The organism is Variovorax gossypii, from assembly GCF_003965815.1.
Lineage (GTDB): Bacteria > Pseudomonadota > Gammaproteobacteria > Burkholderiales > Burkholderiaceae_C > Variovorax > Variovorax gossypii.
In genome coordinates this window covers 195,069-214,685 of record NZ_RXOE01000007.1, presented here as the reverse complement: position 1 = coordinate 214,685, position 19,617 = coordinate 195,069, and the positions used below count along the sequence as shown (strand labels likewise).

The window sequence follows — 19,617 nt, the reverse complement described above, 5'->3', positions numbered from 1 at the left end:
ACCTTCTAAAGCAAATATCTTTGCGTTAAAGTCCAAACCATGACCGACATCGCCCTCCCCAACAAGCGTCCCGGTGGCCGCAGTGCCCAGGTGCAGGCACTGGTGCGCACCGCCCTCGAAGAGCTGGTCGCGGAGCAGGGACGGGAGCGCGTGACGGTGCCGGCCGTGGCCGAGCGCGCGGGCGTCAGCGCCTCCAGCATCTATCGGCGCTGGGGCGACCTGCAGGGCCTGCTGGCCGAGACGGCCACCCACCGGCTGGACCCGAACCGCCCGCTGCCCGACACGGGCACCCTGCGCGCCGACCTGGAAGCCTGGGCGCGCGAGCTCATCGAGCACCTGGCCAAGCCGTGCAATACCTCGTTGCTGAAAGCCGCGGCCGCGCTGGCCAACGGCAACTCCGACACCGACTGCCTGCGCAACCGCCGCAGGGAAGCGCTGACGCTGGTCGAGCAGGCGCACGCCCGGGGCGAGCGCGCACCCGAGCCGCAGCAGGTGATCGATCACCTGATCGCGCCGATCGTGTTCCGGCTGGTTTTCGGGGGCGATGCGGTGCACCCGGAACTGGCGTCCCGGCTGGTGGACGAGCTCTTCGTCCTCAGCTCGCTCAGTTCGTCTTGACTTCCTTCGCCAGGCCCAGCTTGTCGATGATGGCCTTCTCGCGCACCACCGTGTCCTGCGCGAACTTGGTGTAAGTCGCCGAGCTCATGTAGTTCGGCAGCATGTCGTAGCGGCCCAGCGAGGCCACGTAGCTCGGCTCTTCCATCGCCTGCTTGAAGGCGTCGTGCAGCTTCTTCACCACCTCGGGCGACGTGCCCTTGGGCGCGCCGATGCCGAAGGGCGAGTTCTGCACCACGTCGTAGCCCAGCTCCTTCAGCGTGGGCGCGTCGGGGAACTTGGCCAGGCGCTTCTCGCCCCAGGTGTTGAGCACGCGCAGCTTGCCGGCCTCGACCTGCGGCGCGAAGCCGGTGCTGTCGGCAGCGGCCATCAGCTGGCCGCTGACCACCGCGAGCATCAGGTCGGCGCTGCCCTTGTAGGGCACGTGCTGCAGCTGGATGCCGGCCTTCTGCGCGACGATTTCTGTCGTCAGGTGCGGGCTGGTCAGCGTGCCGGTCGAGCCGTAGGTAAGCTTGCCGGGGTTGGCCTTGGCGTAGGCGACGAAGTCGGCCCAGGTCTTGAAGGGGCTGTCGGCCGGCACCACGATGCCGAAGGCGTAGCCGGTGACGTTCAGCACGTACGTGATGTCCTTCAGCGGGTCCCAGTTGATCTTGGTCGTGTAGCCCAGGCGGAACACGCCCAGCGGGATCTGCGCGACGGTGTAGCCGTCGGGCTGCGCGGTCTGCAGCGCCTGCGCGGGCAGCGTGCCGCCGGCGCCGGGCTTGTTGTCGATGATCACCGGCTGGCCGAGGATCTTGCTCGCGTTCTCGGCGAGCTGGCGCATGGTGATGTCGGTCGGGCCGCCGGCCGGGAAGGCGATCACCAGCTTGATGGGCTTGGCGGGAAAGGCCTGCGCGAGCGCCGCCATCGGGAGGGCGAGCCCGCAGCCCGCGACGAGTGCGGCGGCGGTACGGAGGAAGGTGGAGCGGCGGAGCATGGCTGACTGGGTCCTGACTTTGAAAGCGCCGATTGGGCCCCGCCGCATCGGCGAAGGCAATCGGGGCTGCCCTGATTTCCCCGCGAAACCGGGGCGATTCGTGAGATCCGAGTCGCCTGCGCGTCAGCCGGTCAGAACTGCCCGAACCCCTCGATCACGTTCACCGCGTTGACGCCCACCTCGGCCACCGCGTAACCGCCTTCGAACACGAACACCGTCGGCAATCCGGCGCGCGCGAGGTCCTCGCCCATGCGCAGGTAGTCGTCGCTCCTGAGCTTGAAGCCGGAGATCGGATCGCCCTCGAAGGTGTCGACGCCGAGCGAGACCACCAGCGCGCCGGCCTTCACTTCGGCGATGCGGGCCAGCGCAGTCTTCAGCGCCGCGCGCCAGGCCGTGAAGTCCGTGCCGCGCGGCAGCGGCAGGTTGTGGTTGAAGCCCTCGCCTCTTCCGGCGCCGCGCTCGTCGGCGTGGCCCAGGTAGTAGGGGTAGTCGGTCAGCGGATCGCCGTGCAGGCTCGCGAAATGCACGTCGTCGCGCTCGTAGAAGATGGCCTGCGTGCCGTTGCCGTGGTGATAGTCGACGTCGAGCACCGCGACGCGTTCGACGCCCGCATCGCGCAGCGCCTGCGCCGCCACGGCGGCGTTGTTGAGGAAGCAGTAGCCGCCGAAGAAATCGGCGCCCGCATGGTGGCCCGGTGGCCGCGTCAGCGCGAAGGCGGAGCGCTCGCCGCCGATGACGCGCCGTGCCGCGGTCCACGCGCAGGCGGCGCCGTGGCGTGCCGCAGCCCAGCTGCCGGCCATCAGCGGCGTGCCCGCGTCGAAGGAGAACAGCCCCATGCGCGCCGGAAAGCTCTTGGGCAGCACGTCGCTGCGCATGCCGCGCGTGGGCCAGTACGAAGGCAGCGCGTCGCGCGTCGCGTTGGCCGGGTCCAGCGCCACCCACTCGTCCCAGGCGTGCGCGATGAAGTCCAGGTAGCGCGGCGCATGCACCTTGGCGAGCAGCGATTCGTCGAAGGCATCGGGCGCCTGCAGCGAGCCGAGGCCCCTGCGCTCCAGCTCGCTCTTCACATGATCGACGCGGGCGGGCACCTCGAAGCACGGCACGAGCTCGCCGCGGAACATCTCGACTTTGCCCTGATGGAGAACGTGCTGGTCGTTGTAGATGGTGAGCATGGAAGAGGAAAGGCAGGATCGGCGGTGGTGAAGCCGCCCATCATGCCGCACGCCGCAGCACCGCCCGGCGCCGCCCCGAGGCGGTGAGCCCGAACAGGTCCTTCGGGTCGTCGAGCTCCGGCACCAGCGCGATCTGCCGGCCGATGCCTCGCTCCATGGCGATGCGCTGGATGTAGCGCAGCGCCGTGTAGTCCTCCAGCGCGAAGCCCACCGAGTCGAACAGCGTGACCTGCGCGGGGCTCTCGCGGCCGGGCACCTCGCCGAGCAGCACGCGCCAGAGCTCCTGCACCGGGAAGTCGGCGGCCACCTGCTGGATCTCGCCTTCGACGCGGGTCTGCGGCTCGTACTCGACGAACACGCGCGCCTTGCCGAGCACGCCGGGATGCAGCTCGGTCTTGCCGGGCGAATCGCCGCCCACCGCGTTGATGTGCATGCCCGGCTCGATCATGTCGGGCGTGAGCACGGTCGCGCGCCCCTGGTAGGCGGTGACGGTGGTGACGATGTCCGCGCCGCGCACCGCCTCGGCCACCGAGCGCGCGCGCACGATCTCCAGAGGCGTGCAGGCCGCGAGGTGGCGCACCAGCTTGTCGGTGGCGTGCGGATCGATGTCGTACACGCGCACTTCCTCGATGCCAAGCAGCGCATGGAAGGCCAGCGCCTGGAACTCGCTCTGCGAGCCGTTGCCGATCAGCGCGAGGCTGCGCGAATCGGGTCGCGCCAGCGCCTTCGCCGCCATCGCGGAAGTGGCTGCCGTGCGCAGCGCGGTGGTGAGCGTGAGTTCGGAAAGCAGCACGGGGTAACCCGTGTCGACCTCGGCCAGCACGCCGAAGGCCATGACGGTCGGCAACCCGACCTGGGTGTTGTGCGGATGCCCGTTGACGTACTTGAAGGCGTAGGCGCCGTCGTCGGCCACCGGCATCAGCTCGATCACGCCGAGGTGCGAATGGCTGGCTACGCGCGCCTTCTTGTCGAACTCCCGCCACCGCATGAAGTCGTCGCGCAGCGCGTCGGCCAGCGCGGTGAGGAACTGCGGAACACCGGTCTCGTCCACCAGGCGGACCAGGCTGTGAACATCGATGAAGCGGGTCATGACATGGCTCCTTGCGTAGCCCCGCCGCGGCGCTTCATCCCCTCACATGTTTACTCCGCCATGGCTGATTCAGGATGCGCCTGCGCCAAGGGTTGGAGCCATTGTGCGCCTGCTTGCGGGCTATTGCGAGCCCTGTCGGTCGCGTCTTCAGTCGTGCCTGTGTTCTTCGATGTTGCGCTCCAGGAAGCGCCACAGCCGCTCGTCTTCGCTGAAGGCCACGTTGAAGCGCAGCCAGCCGGTGGGATGCGGGTTGACCAGGAACAGCTGGCCCGGGCCGAGCATGATTCCTTCCGCCGCGGCGCGGCGCGAGAGCTCGGCGCTGTCGGTAATGTCCGGGTGGCGGGCCCACAGGTACATGCCGGCCGCCGCTTCGTGGAACAGCTCGAAGCCCAGGCCGCCCAGCCGCCTCGCTACGCTGCCCTGTGCCTGCGCGAGGCGCTCGCGCAGGGCCTTGAGATGCTTGCGCCAGCGGCCGTCGGTCACGGTACCGAAGGCCAGGCGCTCGGTGATGTCGGACGAGGTGAGGCCCGAGATCATCTTGAGCTGTGCCAGGTCTTCGAGCAGCTCCGGCTGCGCGGCCACGTAGCCGACGCGGATGTTCGGCGAGATGGTCTTCGAGTAGCTGCTCACGTAGACCACGCGGCGCAACTGCCCCAGGCTGGCGAGCGAGGGGCGCATCGATGCGTCCATCTCGGCGTAGATGTCGTTCTCGACCAGCGTGAAGTCGTGCGTCTGGGCCAATTGAAGCAGTTGCACCAGTTGCGGCAGCGAGGCCATCGAGCAGGTCGGGCTCTGCAACCGGGGCTGGGTGAAGAAGGCCTTGGGCCGGTGCACCGCGAGCAGCGCCTCGAGCGCGGGCATGTCGTAGCCCGCAGGAGTGCGCGGCACGCCGACGATCTCCACACCCAGGAAGCGCAGCATGAACATCAGGTTCGGATAGCCCGGGTCGTCCACCAGCACCGAATCGCCCGGCTTGAGCAGACGTCGCGCGACCAGGTCCAGCGCCTGACTCGAGCCCTGGGTCAGCAGGACCTGGGCGGCCTCGACCACGATCTGCTGCTCCGAAAGCGCCTCGGCCGTCGCCATGCGCAGCGCCATGTGGCCGAAGGGCAGGCCGTAGCCGCCGATGTCGGTGCCCTCGGAAGCCAGGTGGCGCAGGCTGCGGCGCATGCCGTCCTCGAACAGCCAGTCGTGCGGCAGCCAGCCGCAGCCTGGCTTGAGCGGCAGGTTGCGGTTCTCGAAGATCTGCTGCAGGTACCAGCGGGCGTCGAAGCGGGGGTCCGGCCGGGGTGCGATGGCCGATCCGGCGGCACTGTCCTCGCTGCGCCGCTTGACGAAGAAACCCGCATTGGCACGCGAGACCAGCAGGCCCTGGGCCACCAGCCGGTCGTAGGCCTCGACCACCGTGAAGACACTGACGCCGTGGGCCGCTGCAAAGGCGCGGATCGACGGCAGCTTGCTGTCGGCCTTGAGCTTCTGCGAGCCGATCAGTCCGCGCAGCCCTTCAACGATCTGGCTGACCAGTGGCGTCGGCTGTTCGGGGCGAAGAATGAGCATCGGGGGTGTCTCCGGCAGACCGGCCTGCACCATATTGAGGAAAGTATGTACAGGATACAAGACCAGTACAGTCTTCCGATCGATCGCTTCCGGTGTACATGGCCGGACCGAATCGTGCGACCTAGAGTGCCGGGATTCCTTCCTCCAAGCACCAAAGCACAGGTCGTACCATGCAACGCGAACCCCACCTCAGCAATGCCGTCCTCATGGCCCGCCGCAGCGCGGCAGTCGCCCGCGGCGTCGGCCAGGCCCATGAAATCTTCGTCAGCCGGGCCGCCAACGCCGAGCTGTGGGACGTGGAGGGCCGCCGCTACATCGACTTCGCCGGCGGCATCGCGGTGCTCAATACCGGCCACTGCCACCCGGAGATCACGGCCGCCGTCAAGGCGCAGGCAGACCTCTATTCGCACACCTGCTTCCAGGTGGTGGCCTACGAACCTTACGTGGAGCTGGCCGAGCGGCTGAATGCGCTGGCACCGGGCCAGTTCGCGAAGAAGTCCGTCTTCCTGAGCACCGGCGCCGAGGCGGTGGAGAACGCGGTCAAGATCGCCCGCGCCCACACCCGGCGTCCCGGCGTCATCGCCTTCACCGGCGGCTACCACGGCCGCACGATGATGACGCTCGGCCTGACCGGCAAGGTGGCGCCTTACAAGGTCGGCTTCGGCCCGTTCCCGGGCGAGGTGTTCCACGCGCTGTACCCGAACGCGCTGCACGGCGTGAGCGTGGACGATGCGCTGCATTCGGTCGAGCTGCTGTTCAAGAACGACATCGAGCCCGAGCGCGTGGCGGCCTTCATCCTGGAGCCGGTGCAGGGCGAAGGCGGCTTCTACGTGGCGCCCAACGATTTCGTCGAGGGCCTGCGCGCGCTGGCGGACCGCCACGGCATCCTCATCATTGCCGACGAGGTGCAGACCGGCGCGGGCCGCACCGGCACCTGGTTCGCCAGCGAGCAGTGGCCCGTGGCGCCCGACCTGATCACCACCGCCAAGTCGATGGCGGGCGGCTTCCCGATTTCCGGCGTGGTGGGCCGCGCCGAGGTGATGGACGCTCCCGCGCCCGGCGGCCTGGGCGGCACCTATGCCGGCAGCCCCATCGGCTGCGCCGCGGCGCTCGCGGTGCTGAAGGTGTTCGACGACGAGCAGCTGCTGGCGCGCAGCCGTGCGCTGGGCGAGCGGCTCACGGCCGGCCTGCGCCGCATCGCCGCCGACGTGCCGGCCATCGGCGACGTGCGGGGGCTCGGCGCCATGGTGGCCATCGAGCTGTTCGAGGAAGGCGACACCGCGCGACCTGACGCCGCACTGACCCGCAAGGTGGTCGCGGAGGCGGCGCGACGCGGGTTAATCCTGCTGTCATGCGGCACCTACGGCAATGTAATTCGCGTGCTGGTGCCGCTCACGGCATCCGACTTGCTTGTGGACGAAGGCCTGGCGCTTCTCGCGGACAGCTTCGCCGCGCTGCGCTGATCGAACGATCCTTTCCTGAAATCCTCCATGACAGCTGAACCCTTGGTGCGCTTCCAGCGTGTCCAGAAAACCTACGACGGCGAGCACCTGGTGGTGCGCCAGCTCGATCTGGACATTCATCGCGGCGAGTTCCTGAGCCTGCTCGGGCCTTCGGGATCGGGCAAGACCACCACGCTGATGATGCTGGCGGGCTTCGAGTCGCCGACCTCGGGCGAGATCCTGCTCGACGGCAAGCCGATCACCCGCACGCCGCCGCACAAGCGCAACTTCGGCATGGTCTTCCAGAACTACGCGCTGTTCCCGCACCTGAGCGTGGGCCAGAACGTGGCCTATCCGCTGACCGTGCGCAAGGTGCCGAAGGACGAGCAGCAGCGCCGAGTGCAGCGCGCGCTCGACATGGTGCAGCTGCGCGGCATGACCGACCGCCTGCCCGGCCAGCTCTCGGGCGGCCAGCAGCAGCGCGTGGCGCTGGCGCGCGCGCTGGTGTTCGAACCGCAGCTGGTGCTGATGGACGAGCCGCTCGGCGCGCTCGACAAGCAGCTGCGCGAGCACATGCAGATCGAGCTCAAGGACCTGCACCGCCAGCTCGGCGTGACCTTCGTGTACGTGACGCACGACCAGGGCGAGGCGCTCACCATGAGCGACCGCGTGGCGGTGTTCAACGAAGGCGTGATCCAGCAGCTGGACACGGTCGACCGGCTCTACGAGACGCCCTCCAACCGCTTCGTGGCCGGCTTCGTCGGCGACAACACGGTGCTCAAGGGACAGCTCGGCCAGCAACAGGGCCATGGTGGCGAGCATGCGGAAATGAAGCTGCCCGACGGCCGCGTGCTGCACGGGCTCAACGTCAGCGGCGCGGCAGCGGGCGCGACCGTCGAGGCCTGCATCCGCCCCGAGCGGGTGGTGCTGCATCGCCGGCCCGACGCGCAGCGCGCCAACATGCTCGACGCCGAGGTGGCGCGGGTCATCTACTTCGGCGATCACCTGCGACTGCTGTGCAGCGTCGGTGGGGGTCAGGCCGAGGCCACCGTGAAGCTGCCGCTGAACGGCCTCGACGGCGCCGCCGCGCCGCAGGCCGGCGAAGCGGTGGTGCTCGAGTTTCCGACGGCGCATGCGCGCATCTACGCCCCCTGAACCCGGCCGGTTGTTGTTCCCTCGTTTCCCTTCCCCCCTTCTCCCCTTCTCCATCACCCAGGAAGACTTCCACCATGAAAAAGACTCTCCTCGCCTGCACCGTCGCCGCCAGCTTCGCCCTGCCGGCCTTCGCCCAGCAGCAGCTCACCGTGGTCAACTTCGGCGGCGCCAACGCCAATGCCCAGAAGAAGGCCTACTACGAGCCCTACGAGAAGACCGGCACCAGGATCATTCCGGTCGAATACAACGGCGAGCAGGCCAAGATCAAGGCCATGGTCGAGACGAAGAAGGTCACCTGGGACGTGGTCGAGGTCGAGTCGCCCGACGCCGCGCGCGGCTGCGACGAGGGCCTGTTCGAGAAGCTCGACTACTCCAAGATCGGCAGCAAGGCCGACTTCCTGCCGGCCGCCGTCACCGACTGCGGCGTGGGCCTGTTCGTGTGGTCGACCGTGATGGCCTACAACGGCGAGAAGCTCAAGACCGCGCCCAGCAGCTGGGCCGACTTCTGGGACGTGAAGAAGATCCCCGGCAAGCGCGGCATGCGCAAGGGCGCTCGCTACAACCTCGAGTTCGCGCTCATGGCCGACGGCGTGAAGCCGGTCGATGTCTACAAGGTGCTCGGCACCAAGGAAGGCGCCGACCGCGCGTTCAAGAAGCTCACCGAGCTCAAGCCGAACATCCAGTGGTGGGAAGCCGGCGCGCAGCCGCCGCAGTTCCTGGTCGCCGGCGACGTGGTGCTGACCACCGTCTACAACGGCCGCATCGACGCGGCCAACCGCGAGGGCCGCGACCTCAAGATCTACTGGCCGGGCGGCATCTACGACCTCGACTACCTGGTGATCCCGAAGGGCGCGCCGAACAAGGAAGCTTCGCTGAAGTACATCCAGTTCGCGATGCAGCCGGCCAACCAGGCGGTCTACGCCCAGAACATCGCCTACGGCCCCACCAACACCAAGGCGCTGACCTCGCTCAGCCCCAAGGTGCTGGCTGACCTGCCGACCTCGTCGACCAACGCCAAGGATGCGCTGCAGTTCAACGTCGGCTTCTGGGCCGACCAGGGCGAGGCGCTCGAGAAGCGCTTCGCGGCCTGGGCCACGCAGTAACCAGACAGACGAACCAACCAACGAGCGAGCGCGAAAGAGGCCATGCACGCGGCAACGTCTGTCCCCCCGGTTCCAACGCAGGCCCCGCCCGGCGATCTGCGGCGTGCGCTGGCGCGCGCCGAAGCCCGCCGCAAGTGGCGCGCCTTCGCGCTCACGGCGCCGCTGCTGGTGTTCCTGCTGCTGACGCTGCTGGTGCCCATCGTGGCGCTGCTGCAGCGGGCGGTCGAGAACCCCGAAGTGGCCAACGCGCTGCCGCGCACCGTGCGCGCGCTCGACGGCTGGAACCGCAAGGAGGCGCCCGCGCCCGCGGCCTATGCAGCCATGGCGGCCGATCTGGGCCAGCTGCCCGACAGCTCCGACGCGGGCGCCCTGGCGCGCCGCCTCAACACCGAGATCGCCGGCGCCCGCTCGCTGGTGATGGGCGCCTTCAGGGCATTGCCCATCACCGGCACGCCGGAAGAGATCAAGGCGCGCATGCTGGAGCTCGATCCGCGCTGGGGCGAGGCGCCGTACTGGCAGGCCATCGCCAAGAACGGCTCGCGCTGGACGCCCGACTACCTGCTCGCCTCGGTCGACCTGCGGCGCGACGTGGCCGGCGAGGTGGAGCGCATGCCAGCCGACCAGCGCGCCTTTGCCGGCATCCTGCTGCGCACCTTCCAGATCAGCGCCGTGGTCACCTTCTTCTGCCTGCTGCTGGCCTATCCGCTGGCGTGGTGGCTGTCGACGCTGCCCGCGCGCAAGGCCAACGTGCTGATGATCCTGGTGCTGGTGCCGTTCTGGACTTCCATCCTGGTGCGCGTGGCCGCATGGATCGTGCTGCTGCAGTCCGAGGGGCTGGTCAACCGCGGCCTGATGGGCATCGGCCTGATCGACCAGCCGCTGGCGCTGCTGTTCAACCGCACCGGCGTGATCATCGCGATGGTGCACATCCTGCTGCCCTTCATGATCCTGCCGCTCTACAGCGTCATGAAGAGCGTGCCGCCCACCTACCTGCGCGCGGCCGTCTCGCTGGGCAGCTCGCCGCTGGCGGCCTTCTTCCGCGTGTACGTGCCGCAGACCTACCCGGGCATCGGCGCCGGCGCGCTGCTGGTCTTCATCCTGGCGATCGGCTACTACGTGACGCCCGCGCTGCTCGGCGGCGCGGACGACCAGATGCTGAGCTACTACATCGCGCGCTACACCAACGTCGAGATCAACTGGGGCATGGCCTGCGCGCTGGGCGCCGTGCTGCTGGTCGCGACGCTGGTGCTCTATGCCGTGTACCGCCGCATCGGCAAGGCCGAGCTGAGCCTCGGCTGAGCGACACGAGAAGCTGCACGAAAGAAACACAGGCAGACAAGCATGCTGAAGCTTCCCCAATTCCCGGCCTACGCCACCTTCGCCGACAAGCTCGGATGGTGGCTGGTGCGCGCCGGCTGCGTCGCGGTGCTGGCCTTCCTGCTGGCGCCGATCCTGGTGGTGATCCCGCTGTCGTTCTCCGACAGCTCGTTCCTGGCGTATCCGATCCCGGGCTGGTCGCTGCGCTGGTATCGCAACCTCTTCGATTCGCCAGAGTGGGCGCGCGCGGCGCGCAACAGCTTCATCGTCGCGCCGGCCGCCACCGTGCTGGCCACCGTGCTGGGCACGCTGGCGGCGGTGGGGCTGTCGCGCACGAACTTCGCCTTCAAGGGCCTGCTCATGAGCGTGCTGATCTCGCCGATGGTGGTGCCGATCGTGGTGGTGGGCGTCGCCACGTACCTCTACTTCGCGCCCATCGGGCTGGCCGACACCTACTTCGGGCTGATCGTCGTGCATGCGGCGCTGGGCGCGCCCTTCGTGCTGACCACTGTGCTCGCCACGCTGGCCGGCTTCAACCAGAACCTTGTGCGCGCATCGCTGAGCCTGGGCGAGACGCCGTTCAGGACCTTCATGCGCGTCACGCTGCCGGTGATCGCGCCGGGCGTGATCTCGGGCGCGCTGTTCGCCTTCGCCACTTCGTTCGACGAGGTGGTGGTCACGCTGTTCCTCGCGGGGCCGGACCAGGTCACGCTGCCGCGCCAGATGTTCACCGGCATCCGCGAGAACATCTCGCCCACCATCGCGGCCGTGGCGACGCTGCTGATCGTCTTCACCACCACGCTGCTGCTCGCGCTCGAATGGCTGCGCGGCCGGCGGCGCTGAATACACACACGATGCCCACCACTGCAACGACACCGAACCAGCCGCTCGGCGGCAACACCATGCCGCGCTTCGCCGGCCCCGGCACGATGATGCGGCTGCCTTCCGCAACATCGCCCGAAGGACTGGACGCGGCGTTCATCGGCGTGCCGCTGGACATCGGCACTTCCAACCGGCCGGGAGCGCGCTTCGGACCGCGCCAGATCCGCGCCGAGTCGGCGCTGCTGAGGCCCTACAACATGGCCACCGGCGCGGCGCCCTTCGACAAGCTGAGCGTGGCCGACCTGGGCGACGTGCCGATCAACACCTATTCGCTCGACAAGTCGCTGGCCATCATCTCGGCCTTCTACGACACGGTGCTGGCCGCCGGCTGCGCGCCGCTCACGCTCGGCGGCGACCACACCATCGCGCTGCCGATCCTGCGCGCGGTGGCGCGCAGGCATGGTCCGGTCGCGCTGGTGCACGTCGACGCCCATGCGGACGTGAACGACGACATGTTCGGCGAGCGCATCGCCCACGGCACGCCGTTCCGGCGCGCCGTCGAAGAAGGGCTGCTGGCCTGCGACAAGGTCTGGCAGATCGGCCTGCGCGGCACCGGCTATGCGGCGGACGATTTCGACTGGCCGCGCGAGCAGGGCTTCACCGTGGTGCAGGCGCACGAGGTCTGGTACCAGTCGCTCGCGCCGTTGATGGCGCAGGTTCGCGAGCGCATCGGGCCGACTCATCCGGTCTACATCAGCTTCGACATCGACGGCATCGATCCTTCGTTCGCCGGCGGCACGGGCACGCCCGAGATCGGCGGGCTCACCGTGCCGCAGGCGCTGGAGATCGTGCGCGGCTGCCGCGGCCTGAACGTGGTGGGCGCCGACCTGGTGGAGGTCAGCCCGCCCTACGACACGAGCGGGAACACCGCGCTGCTCGGGGCCAATCTGCTCTACGAAATGCTCTGCGTGCTCCCCGGCGTTCCTTTCCGCTGACACCGGGTGCCTGCACCGGTTATTCAATTCCTTCGAGACAACACGACACCATGGATACGAAGACATCCCCCCTCGCACTGCTGAACGACCCGACCCTGCTCAAGACCGACGCACTGATCGCCGGCAAATGGGTCGCCGGCGCCAGCCGCTTCGACGTGAACGACCCGGCCACCGGCCGCAAGCTGGTCGACGTCGCCAACCTTACGCGTGCGGACGCCGCGCATGCCATTGCCGCCGCCAACGAGGCGCTCGCCGCCTGGCGCGGCAAGACCGGCAAGGAACGCAGCATCGTGCTGCGCAAGTGGTTCGACCTGCTGGTCGCCAACACCGAAGACCTGGGCCGCCTGATGACCGCCGAGCAGGGCAAGCCCTTTGCCGAGGCCAAGGGCGAGGTCGCCTACGGCGCGAGCTTCATCGAGTGGTTTGCCGAAGAAGCCAAGCGCGTGAATGGCGAGGTGCTGCCGCAGTTCGACAACAACCGCCGCCTGTTGGTGATGAAGCAGCCCATCGGCGTGTGCGCGGCGATCACGCCGTGGAATTTTCCGCTGGCCATGATCACCCGCAAGGTGGCGCCGGCGCTGGCCGCGGGCTGCACGGTCGTCATCAAGCCGGCCGAACTCACGCCGCTGACCGCGCTCGCCGCGGCGGAACTGGCCGTGCGCGCCGGCATTCCGGCGGGCGTGCTCAACGTGCTCACGGCCGACAGCCAGAACAGCATCGCGATCGGCAAGGAGCTGTGCGAGAGCGACGTCGTGCGCCACCTGAGCTTCACGGGCTCCACGGAAGTGGGCCGCATCCTGATGAGCCAGTGCGCACCCACGGTCAAGAAGCTGTCGCTGGAGCTGGGCGGCAACGCGCCCTTCCTGGTGTTCGACGACGCCGATCTCGATTCGGCGGTCGAGGGCGCCATCGCGAGCAAGTACCGCAACGCCGGCCAGACCTGCGTGTGCGCGAACCGGCTGTATGTGCAGGAAGGCATCTATGACGCATTCGTCGAGAAGTTCGCCGCCAGGGTCAGGGCGCTCAAGGTCGGCAACGGCTTCGACGACGGCGTGGTGCAGGGCCCGCTGATCGAGGATGCCGCCCTCGACAAGGTGCAGCGCCATGTGGCCGACGCCGTCGCCAAGGGCGGCAAGGTGCTGGCGGGGGGCCACCGGTTGCAGGGCCAGTTCTTCGAGCCGACCGTGATTGCCGAAGCCACGCCCGACATGCTGTGCGCGCGGGAGGAAACTTTCGGCCCCTTCGCGCCCGTGTTCCGCTTCAGGACCGAGCAGGACGGCATCGACGCGGCGAACAACACCGAGTTCGGCCTGGCGAGCTACTTCTACACCCGCGACGTGGGCCGGATCTTTCGCGTGGCGGAGGCGCTGGAGTACGGCATGGTCGGCATCAATGCCGGCGTGATCGCCACCGAGCACGTGCCCTTCGGCGGCGTGAAGCAGTCGGGCCTGGGGCGCGAAGGCTCGCACCACGGCATGGACGACTACGTCGAGATCAAGTACCTCTGCCTGGGCGACATCCAGAAGTAAGAGGAGCAGGAAAAGGGGCGGAGGCGAGCCCCGCCCTGCCCTACCGCGCCAGCACCGGCGCCAGGGCCACGCCGGTGTGCGTGCCCAGCCGCACCACTTCTTCAGGCGGCGCCGCCGCGACGATGCGCCCGCCCGCGTTGCCGCCCTCGGGCCCGAGGTCGAGGATCCAGTCGGCCTCGGCGATCAGGTCGAGGTCGTGCTCGATCACCACCACGCTGTGGCCGCCGTTCACCAGCCGGTGCAGCACGTGGATCAGCTTCTCGACGTCGGCCATGTGCAGGCCCACGGTCGGCTCGTCGAGCACGTACAGCGTGTGCGGCGCCTTCTGGCCGCGGCGGGTGATGTCGTCGCGCACCTTGCTCAGCTCGGTCACCAGCTTGATGCGCTGCGCCTCGCCGCCCGAGAGCGTGGGCGAGGGCTGCCCCAGCGTGAGGTAGCCCAGCCCCACGTCCTTCAGCAGCTGCAGCGGATGGCTGATGTTGGGCATGCTCGCGAAGAACTCGACGGCCTCGTCGACTTCCATCTTCAGCACGTCGCCGATGCTCTTGCCGCGCCAGCTCACGGCCAGCGTCTCGGGGTTGAAGCGCGCGCCGTGGCAGACCTCGCAGGGCACCTTCACGTCGGGCAGGAAGCTCATCTCGATGGTGCGCACGCCCGCGCCCTCGCAGCCCGGGCAGCGGCCTTCGCCGGTGTTGAAGCTGAAGCGCGCCGGGCCGTAGCCGCGCGCCTTGGCCTCCAGCGTGTCGGCGAAGAGCTTGCGGATGGTGTCCCAGAAGCCGATGTAGGTGGCCGGGCAGCTGCGCGGCGTCTTGCCGATGGGCGTCTGGTCGACCTCGAGCACGCGGTCGATGGTCTCGTAGCCTTCGACGCTGCGGCAGCCCGCCCATGCCGGGCGCTTGCCCGCGGCGTCCGAGTCGCGGCCCGCCTTGGTCATGCGCTGCGTCACGATGGCCTGCACGTTGGCCAGCAGCACGTCGCGCGCCAGCGTGGACTTGCCCGAGCCGCTGACGCCCGTGACGACCACCAGGCGCTGCAGCGGCAGCGTGGCGGTCACGTCCTGCAGGTTGTGCAGGTCGGCGCCGTGCACGGTGAGCCACTCGCCGCTCTTCCCGGCCTTGGGGTCGGGCGAGGGCACCAGGCGGCGCGCCTGCAGCGGGTGCCTGATGGCGTCGCGCAGGTAGCGGCCGGTCTGCGAGTCGTCGGCCTTCTGGATGTCGGCCACCGTGCCTTCGGCCACCAGCCTGCCGCCGCGCTTGCCGGCGCTCGGGCCGATGTCGATGATGTGGTCGGCGCGGCGGATGGTGTCCTCGTCGTGCTCCACCACCACCAGCGTGTTGCCCTTGTCGCCGAGCTTGTGCAGGGCGTCGAGCAGGATCTGGTTGTCGCGCGCGTGCAGGCCGATGGTCGGCTCGTCGAGCACATAGCACACGCCCTGCAGGTTGCTGCCGAGCTGCGCCGCAAGGCGGATGCGCTGCGCCTCGCCGCCCGACAGCGTGGGCGCGCCGCGGTCGAGCGTGAGGTAGCCCAGGCCCACTTCTTCCAGGAACTCGAGCCGGCTCCTGATTTCCGGCACCAGGTCGCGCGCGATCTCGGCTTCGCGGCCGGTGAGCGTCAGCCCGTCGAACCACTGCCGCACCTCGGTCACGCTCATGCGCGCGAGCTCGGTGATGCCGATGCCGCCCGAGCCGTCGGACGCGGTGCCGAAGCTCACGGCGCGCGCCGTGGCGTTCAGGCGCGTGCCCTCGCAGGTCGGGCAGGCCACGTCGGCCAGGTCTTCCACCTCGGGCTCGGCGAAGGTCTGCTCGCGGCCCTTGTCGTCGCCGGCCAGCACGGAGTCGTCGAACACCTTGCGCTGGTCCTTGCTGAGCTTGACGCCGGTGCCCACGCAGTCGGGGCACCAGCCGTGCTTGCTGTTGTAGCTGAACAGGCGCGGATCGAGCTCTGCGTAGCTGGTGCTGCACACCGGGCAGGCGCGCAGCGTGGAGAACACGTTGAGGCGGCCGATGCCGGCCGCGGACACGCCCGCCATCATCGCGGCGCGCAGCCCGTCGAGCTCGCTCAGCACGTGCACCACGCCCTTGCCGTGCTCCAGCGCCTTGGCCAGCGCCTCGCGCAGCTCGTTCTCCTTCGAGGGCAGCACGTCGAGGCTGGCCACCGGCAGCTCGATGCTGTGCTCCTTGAAGCGGTCGATGCGCGGGAAGCCGGTGGTCGGCAGGAAGTCGCCGTCCACGCGCAGATGCGTGAAGCCGCGCGGGCGCGCCCAGTCGGCCAGCTCGGTGTACACGCCCTTGCGGTTGGTCACCAGCGGCGCGAGCAGGCCGATGTGCTGGCCCTTGAAGTTGCGCATGAGCTGCGCGGCGATGCTGTCGGGCGTCTGCGGCTGCACGGCGGCGCCGTCGTGGATGCAGTGCTGGATGCCCAGCTTCACGTACAAGAGGCGCAGGAAGTGCCACACCTCGGTGGTGGTGCCCACCGTGCTCTTGCGCCCGCCGCGCGACAGGCGCTGCTCGATGGCCACGGTCGGCGGGATGCCGTACACCGCGTCCACCTCGGGCCGGCCGGCCGGCTGCACGATGCTGCGCGCGTAGGCGTTGAGCGATTCCAGGTAGCGGCGCTGCCCTTCGTTGAACAGGATGTCGAAGGCCAGCGTCGACTTGCCCGATCCGCTCACGCCCGTCACCACGCTGAACTTGCCGCGCGGGATGTCCACGCTCAGGTTCTTCAGGTTGTGCTCGCGCGCGTTGACGATCTCCACGGCATCGGCGCCCGGCGCCTTCTTGGCGTTGGCGATGTAGCGGCGCGCGGCGCGCTCGGCCACCTTGTAGGCGTCGGGGCCGATGGCCAGCTCGTAGTCGGCCAGCGCGGCGCCGGTGAGCGAGGCGCGGTTCTCGCGCAGCTGCTCGGGCGTGCCTTCGGCCACCACCTGGCCGCCGCCCTCGCCGCCTTCGGGGCCGAGGTCGATGAGCCAGTCGCTGGCGCGGATCACGTCGAGGTTGTGCTCGATCACGATCAGCGAATGGCCGGCGTCCAGCAGCTTGCGCAGCGCGCGCATCAGTCGCGCGATGTCGTCGAAGTGCAGGCCGGTGGTCGGCTCGTCGAACAGGAAGAGCGTGCCCTTGCGCGCCACCGACTGCTTGCTGGCGGTGGCGTTCTTCGCGGCCTCGGCCAGGAAGCCCGCGAGCTTCAGCCGCTGCGCCTCGCCGCCGCTGAGCGTAGGCACGGGCTGGCCGAGCTTGACGTAGTCCAGGCCCACGTCGGAAATCGGCTGCAGCACGCGCAGCACGTCGCGGTCGGCCTCGAACACCGCCGCCGCCTCGGCCACGGTGAGTTCGAGCACGTCGGCAACGTTGTAGCTCCTGCCCTTGCGCTCCACGCGCACTTCGAGGATCTCGGGGCGGTAGCGCTTGCCGTCGCAGTCGGGGCAGCGCAGGTACACGTCGGACAGGAACTGCATCTCGACGTGCTCGAAGCCCGAGCCGCCGCAGGTCGGGCAGCGCCCGTCGCCGGAGTTGAAGCTGAACTTGCTGGCGGTGTAGCCGCGCTGGCGCGAGAGCGTCGCGGTGGCGAAGATCTCGCGAATGGCGTCCCACGCGCCCACGTAGCTCGCCGGGTTGGAGCGCGCGGTCTTGCCGATGGGCGACTGGTCGACGAACACCACGTCGCCGAGGTGGTCGGCACCCAGCAGGCGGTCGTGCGCGCCCGGGCTCTCGGTGGCCTTGCCGAAGTGGCGCATGAGCGCCGGCGCCAGCACGTCCTGTATGAGCGTGGACTTGCCCGAACCGCTCACGCCGGTAACGCACACGAGCCGCGCCAGCGGGAACTCGACCGTCACGTTCTTCAGGTTGTGCTCGCGCACGCCTTCGAGGATGAGCCGGTGCGTGTTCTCGCTCACGAGGCGCTTGAAGCCCATGCCGATCTTCTTGCGCCCGCCCAGGTACTGGCCGGTGAGCGTGTCGGCATCGCGCAGCTGGTCGGTGGTGCCATCGAACACCACCTGCCCGCCGCGCGCGCCGGGGCCCGGGCCCATGTCGATCACGCGATCGGCGGCCAGCATCACGGCCGGGTCGTGCTCGACCACCACCAGCGTGTTGCCTGCATCGCGCAGGCGCAGCATGGCCTCGGTGATGCGGTTCATGTCGCGCGGATGCAGGCCGATGCTGGGCTCGTCGAGCACGAACAGCGTGTTGACCAGCGAGGTGCCGAGCGCGGTGGTGAGGTTGATGCGCTGCACCTCGCCGCCGCTGAGCGTGCGGCTCTGGCGGTCGAGCGTGAGGTAGCCGATGCCCACGTCGTGCAGGTAGCGCAGGCGCGTGGTGATTTCCTCGAACAGCAGCTTCAGCGCCTGCAGCTCGCCTTCGCTCGCCGTGTGGCCGTTGCTGCGGTGCTCGATGCGGTCGAAGAGCTGGCGCAGCCGCTCGATGGGCAGCAGCATCAGGTCGTGCAGGCACAGGCCGGGCAGCGCCTCGAGCTGCGCGCGCGTCCACCTGGCGCCGGTGGGCATGAAGCGCTTCTCGGGCGGCAGCACCGCGTCGGCGTCTTCCTTGCTGCCGATGCGCCACAGCAGGCTGTCGAGCTTCAGGCGCGCGCCGCTGCAGGTGGGGCACGGCGTGTAGCTGCGGTACTTGGACAAGAGCACGCGGATGTGCATCTTGTAGGCCTTGCTCTCCAGGTAGCCGAAGAAGCGGCGCACGCCGTACCACTGCTTGTTCCAGTTGCCTTCCTTGTAGTTGGGCGTGCCCTCGATCACCCAGTGCTTCTGCTCCTCGGTGAGCTTGTTCCAGGGCGTGTCGCGCGGAATGCCGGCCGCCTCTGCGTGGCGCATGAGGTCGTCCTGCGCCTCTTTCCATGCCGGCGTCTGGATGGTCTTGATGGCGCCGGCGCGCAGCGTGAGCTTGTCGTTCGGGATCACCAGCCCCAGGTCGACGCCGATCACGCGGCCGAAGCCGCGGCAGGTCTCGCAGGCGCCGACGGCCGAGTTGAACGAGAACATCGACGGGATCGGGTCGGCGTAGCGGATGTCGCTCTCGGGGCAGTGCAGGCCGGTCGAGAACTTCCACACGTCGGTGGACGCGTTTTCCTCGGACCCCGTGGCATGCACCGTGACGCGCCCGCTGCCGCGCTTGAGCGCAACCTCGATGGCTTCCACCACGCGCGAGCGCTCGGCGCTCGATGCGCGGAAGCGGTCGGCCACCACGTCGAGCACCTTGCGCGGCCCGGTGGGCGTGGCCACCTCGCGCTCGGCCTGCACGCGCGTGAAGCCGCTCGCCGACAGCCATTGCGTGACCTCCTCGGCCGTGGTGCTCGCCGGCAGTTCGACCGGGAAGGTGACCACGAGGCGCGGATCACCCGCCGCGGCCGCGCGCTCGACGATCTGCGCGTAGATGCTGTCGGGCGAGTCGTGGCGCACCGGCAGCGCGGTCTCGCGGTCGAACAGGTTCGCCGCGCGCGCGAAGAGCAGCTTCAGGTGGTCGTTCAGCTCGGTCATCGTGCCGACCGTGGAGCGCGAGGAGCGCACCGGGTTGGTCTGGTCGATGGCGATGGCGGGCGGCACGCCTTCGACCTTGTCGACGGCCGGCTTGTCCATGCGGTCCAGGAACTGGCGCGCATAGGCGGAGAAGGTCTCCACGTAGCGCCGCTGGCCTTCGGCATAGAGGGTGTCGAAAACGAGACTCGACTTGCCCGAGCCGCTGGGCCCGGTGACCACCGTCATTTCGCCGGTGCGGATGTCGAGATCGAGGTTCTGGAGGTTGTGCTGGCGCGCGCCGCGAATCCGGATGGAGCCCTGTGTCATGAGTGCCTTGGGGGGTGGGGCAAACATTCTAGGGAGTGCTCCGTGACGGGTTT

The 19,617-nt window shown here is 69.0% G+C and carries 13 protein-coding genes; 8 read left to right on the top strand and 5 right to left on the bottom strand.

The genetic code is table 11. The features are described 5' to 3' along the window. Positions 1-39 precede the first annotated feature (39 nt). Positions 40-618 (top strand): TetR/AcrR family transcriptional regulator, encoded by a 579-nt coding sequence (locus EJP69_RS23260; RefSeq protein ID WP_126472655.1) that lies wholly within the window; start codon positions 40-42, stop codon positions 616-618. On the opposite strand, the gene EJP69_RS23255 is transcribed toward EJP69_RS23260, so the two are convergent. From EJP69_RS23255 to EJP69_RS23240, 4 genes are all read right to left on the bottom strand, one after another. Beyond that, positions 605-1,591, bottom strand: a complete 987-nt coding sequence (locus EJP69_RS23255; RefSeq protein WP_126472654.1) for a Bug family tripartite tricarboxylate transporter substrate binding protein — start codon at positions 1,589-1,591, stop codon at positions 605-607. The two genes, EJP69_RS23260 and EJP69_RS23255, sit on opposite strands and share 14 nt — an antisense overlap. A gap of 131 nt (positions 1,592-1,722) precedes the next feature. Continuing rightward, positions 1,723-2,763 carry a histone deacetylase family protein gene (locus EJP69_RS23250; protein ID WP_126472653.1) on the bottom strand — a complete coding sequence of 347 codons (1,041 nt, stop codon included), beginning with the start codon at positions 2,761-2,763 and terminating at the stop codon, positions 1,723-1,725. A gap of 40 nt (positions 2,764-2,803) precedes the next feature. Next, entirely contained in the window at positions 2,804-3,853 is a 1,050-nt protein-coding gene (locus tag EJP69_RS23245) for an ornithine cyclodeaminase (RefSeq protein ID WP_093205855.1), read from the bottom strand. A 147-nt stretch (positions 3,854-4,000) separates the two neighbouring features. Continuing rightward, a complete protein-coding gene (locus tag EJP69_RS23240) occupies positions 4,001-5,410 on the bottom strand; it encodes an aminotransferase-like domain-containing protein (RefSeq protein WP_126472652.1) in 1,410 nt (469 codons plus the stop codon). A gap of 170 nt (positions 5,411-5,580) precedes the next feature. On the opposite strand from EJP69_RS23240, the gene gabT reads away from it, so the two are divergent. From gabT to EJP69_RS23205, 7 genes are all read left to right on the top strand, one after another. After that, positions 5,581-6,873 (top strand): 4-aminobutyrate--2-oxoglutarate transaminase, encoded by a 1,293-nt coding sequence (gene gabT, locus EJP69_RS23235; protein WP_126472651.1) that lies wholly within the window; start codon positions 5,581-5,583, stop codon positions 6,871-6,873. Positions 6,874-6,900: 27 nt separating this feature from the next. Beyond that, a complete protein-coding gene (locus EJP69_RS23230) occupies positions 6,901-8,007 on the top strand; it encodes an ABC transporter ATP-binding protein (protein WP_093205861.1) in 1,107 nt (368 codons plus the stop codon). Positions 8,008-8,081: 74 nt separating this feature from the next. Then, positions 8,082-9,110, top strand: a complete 1,029-nt coding sequence (locus EJP69_RS23225) for an ABC transporter substrate-binding protein (RefSeq protein ID WP_126472650.1) — start codon at positions 8,082-8,084, stop codon at positions 9,108-9,110. 42 nt (positions 9,111-9,152) lie between these two features. Beyond that, a complete protein-coding gene (locus tag EJP69_RS23220; RefSeq protein WP_126472649.1) occupies positions 9,153-10,409 on the top strand; it encodes an ABC transporter permease in 1,257 nt (418 codons plus the stop codon). Positions 10,410-10,451: 42 nt separating this feature from the next. Beyond that, on the top strand, positions 10,452-11,270 hold the full coding sequence (locus EJP69_RS23215; RefSeq protein WP_126472648.1) for an ABC transporter permease: 819 nt from the start codon (positions 10,452-10,454) through the stop codon (positions 11,268-11,270). Between the two features lie 11 nt (positions 11,271-11,281). After that, complete coding sequence (speB, locus tag EJP69_RS23210; protein ID WP_126472647.1) at positions 11,282-12,244, top strand: agmatinase; 963 nt, start codon at positions 11,282-11,284, stop codon at positions 12,242-12,244. Between the two features lie 50 nt (positions 12,245-12,294). Then, positions 12,295-13,773: an NAD-dependent succinate-semialdehyde dehydrogenase gene (locus tag EJP69_RS23205; protein ID WP_126472646.1), complete on the top strand. Its 1,479-nt coding sequence runs from the start codon at positions 12,295-12,297 to the stop codon at positions 13,771-13,773. 40 nt (positions 13,774-13,813) lie between these two features. On the opposite strand, the gene uvrA is transcribed toward EJP69_RS23205, so the two are convergent. Further along, complete coding sequence (uvrA, locus tag EJP69_RS23200; protein ID WP_126472719.1) at positions 13,814-19,564, bottom strand: excinuclease ABC subunit UvrA; 5,751 nt, start codon at positions 19,562-19,564, stop codon at positions 13,814-13,816. Between the last annotated feature and the right edge of the window lie 53 nt (positions 19,565-19,617).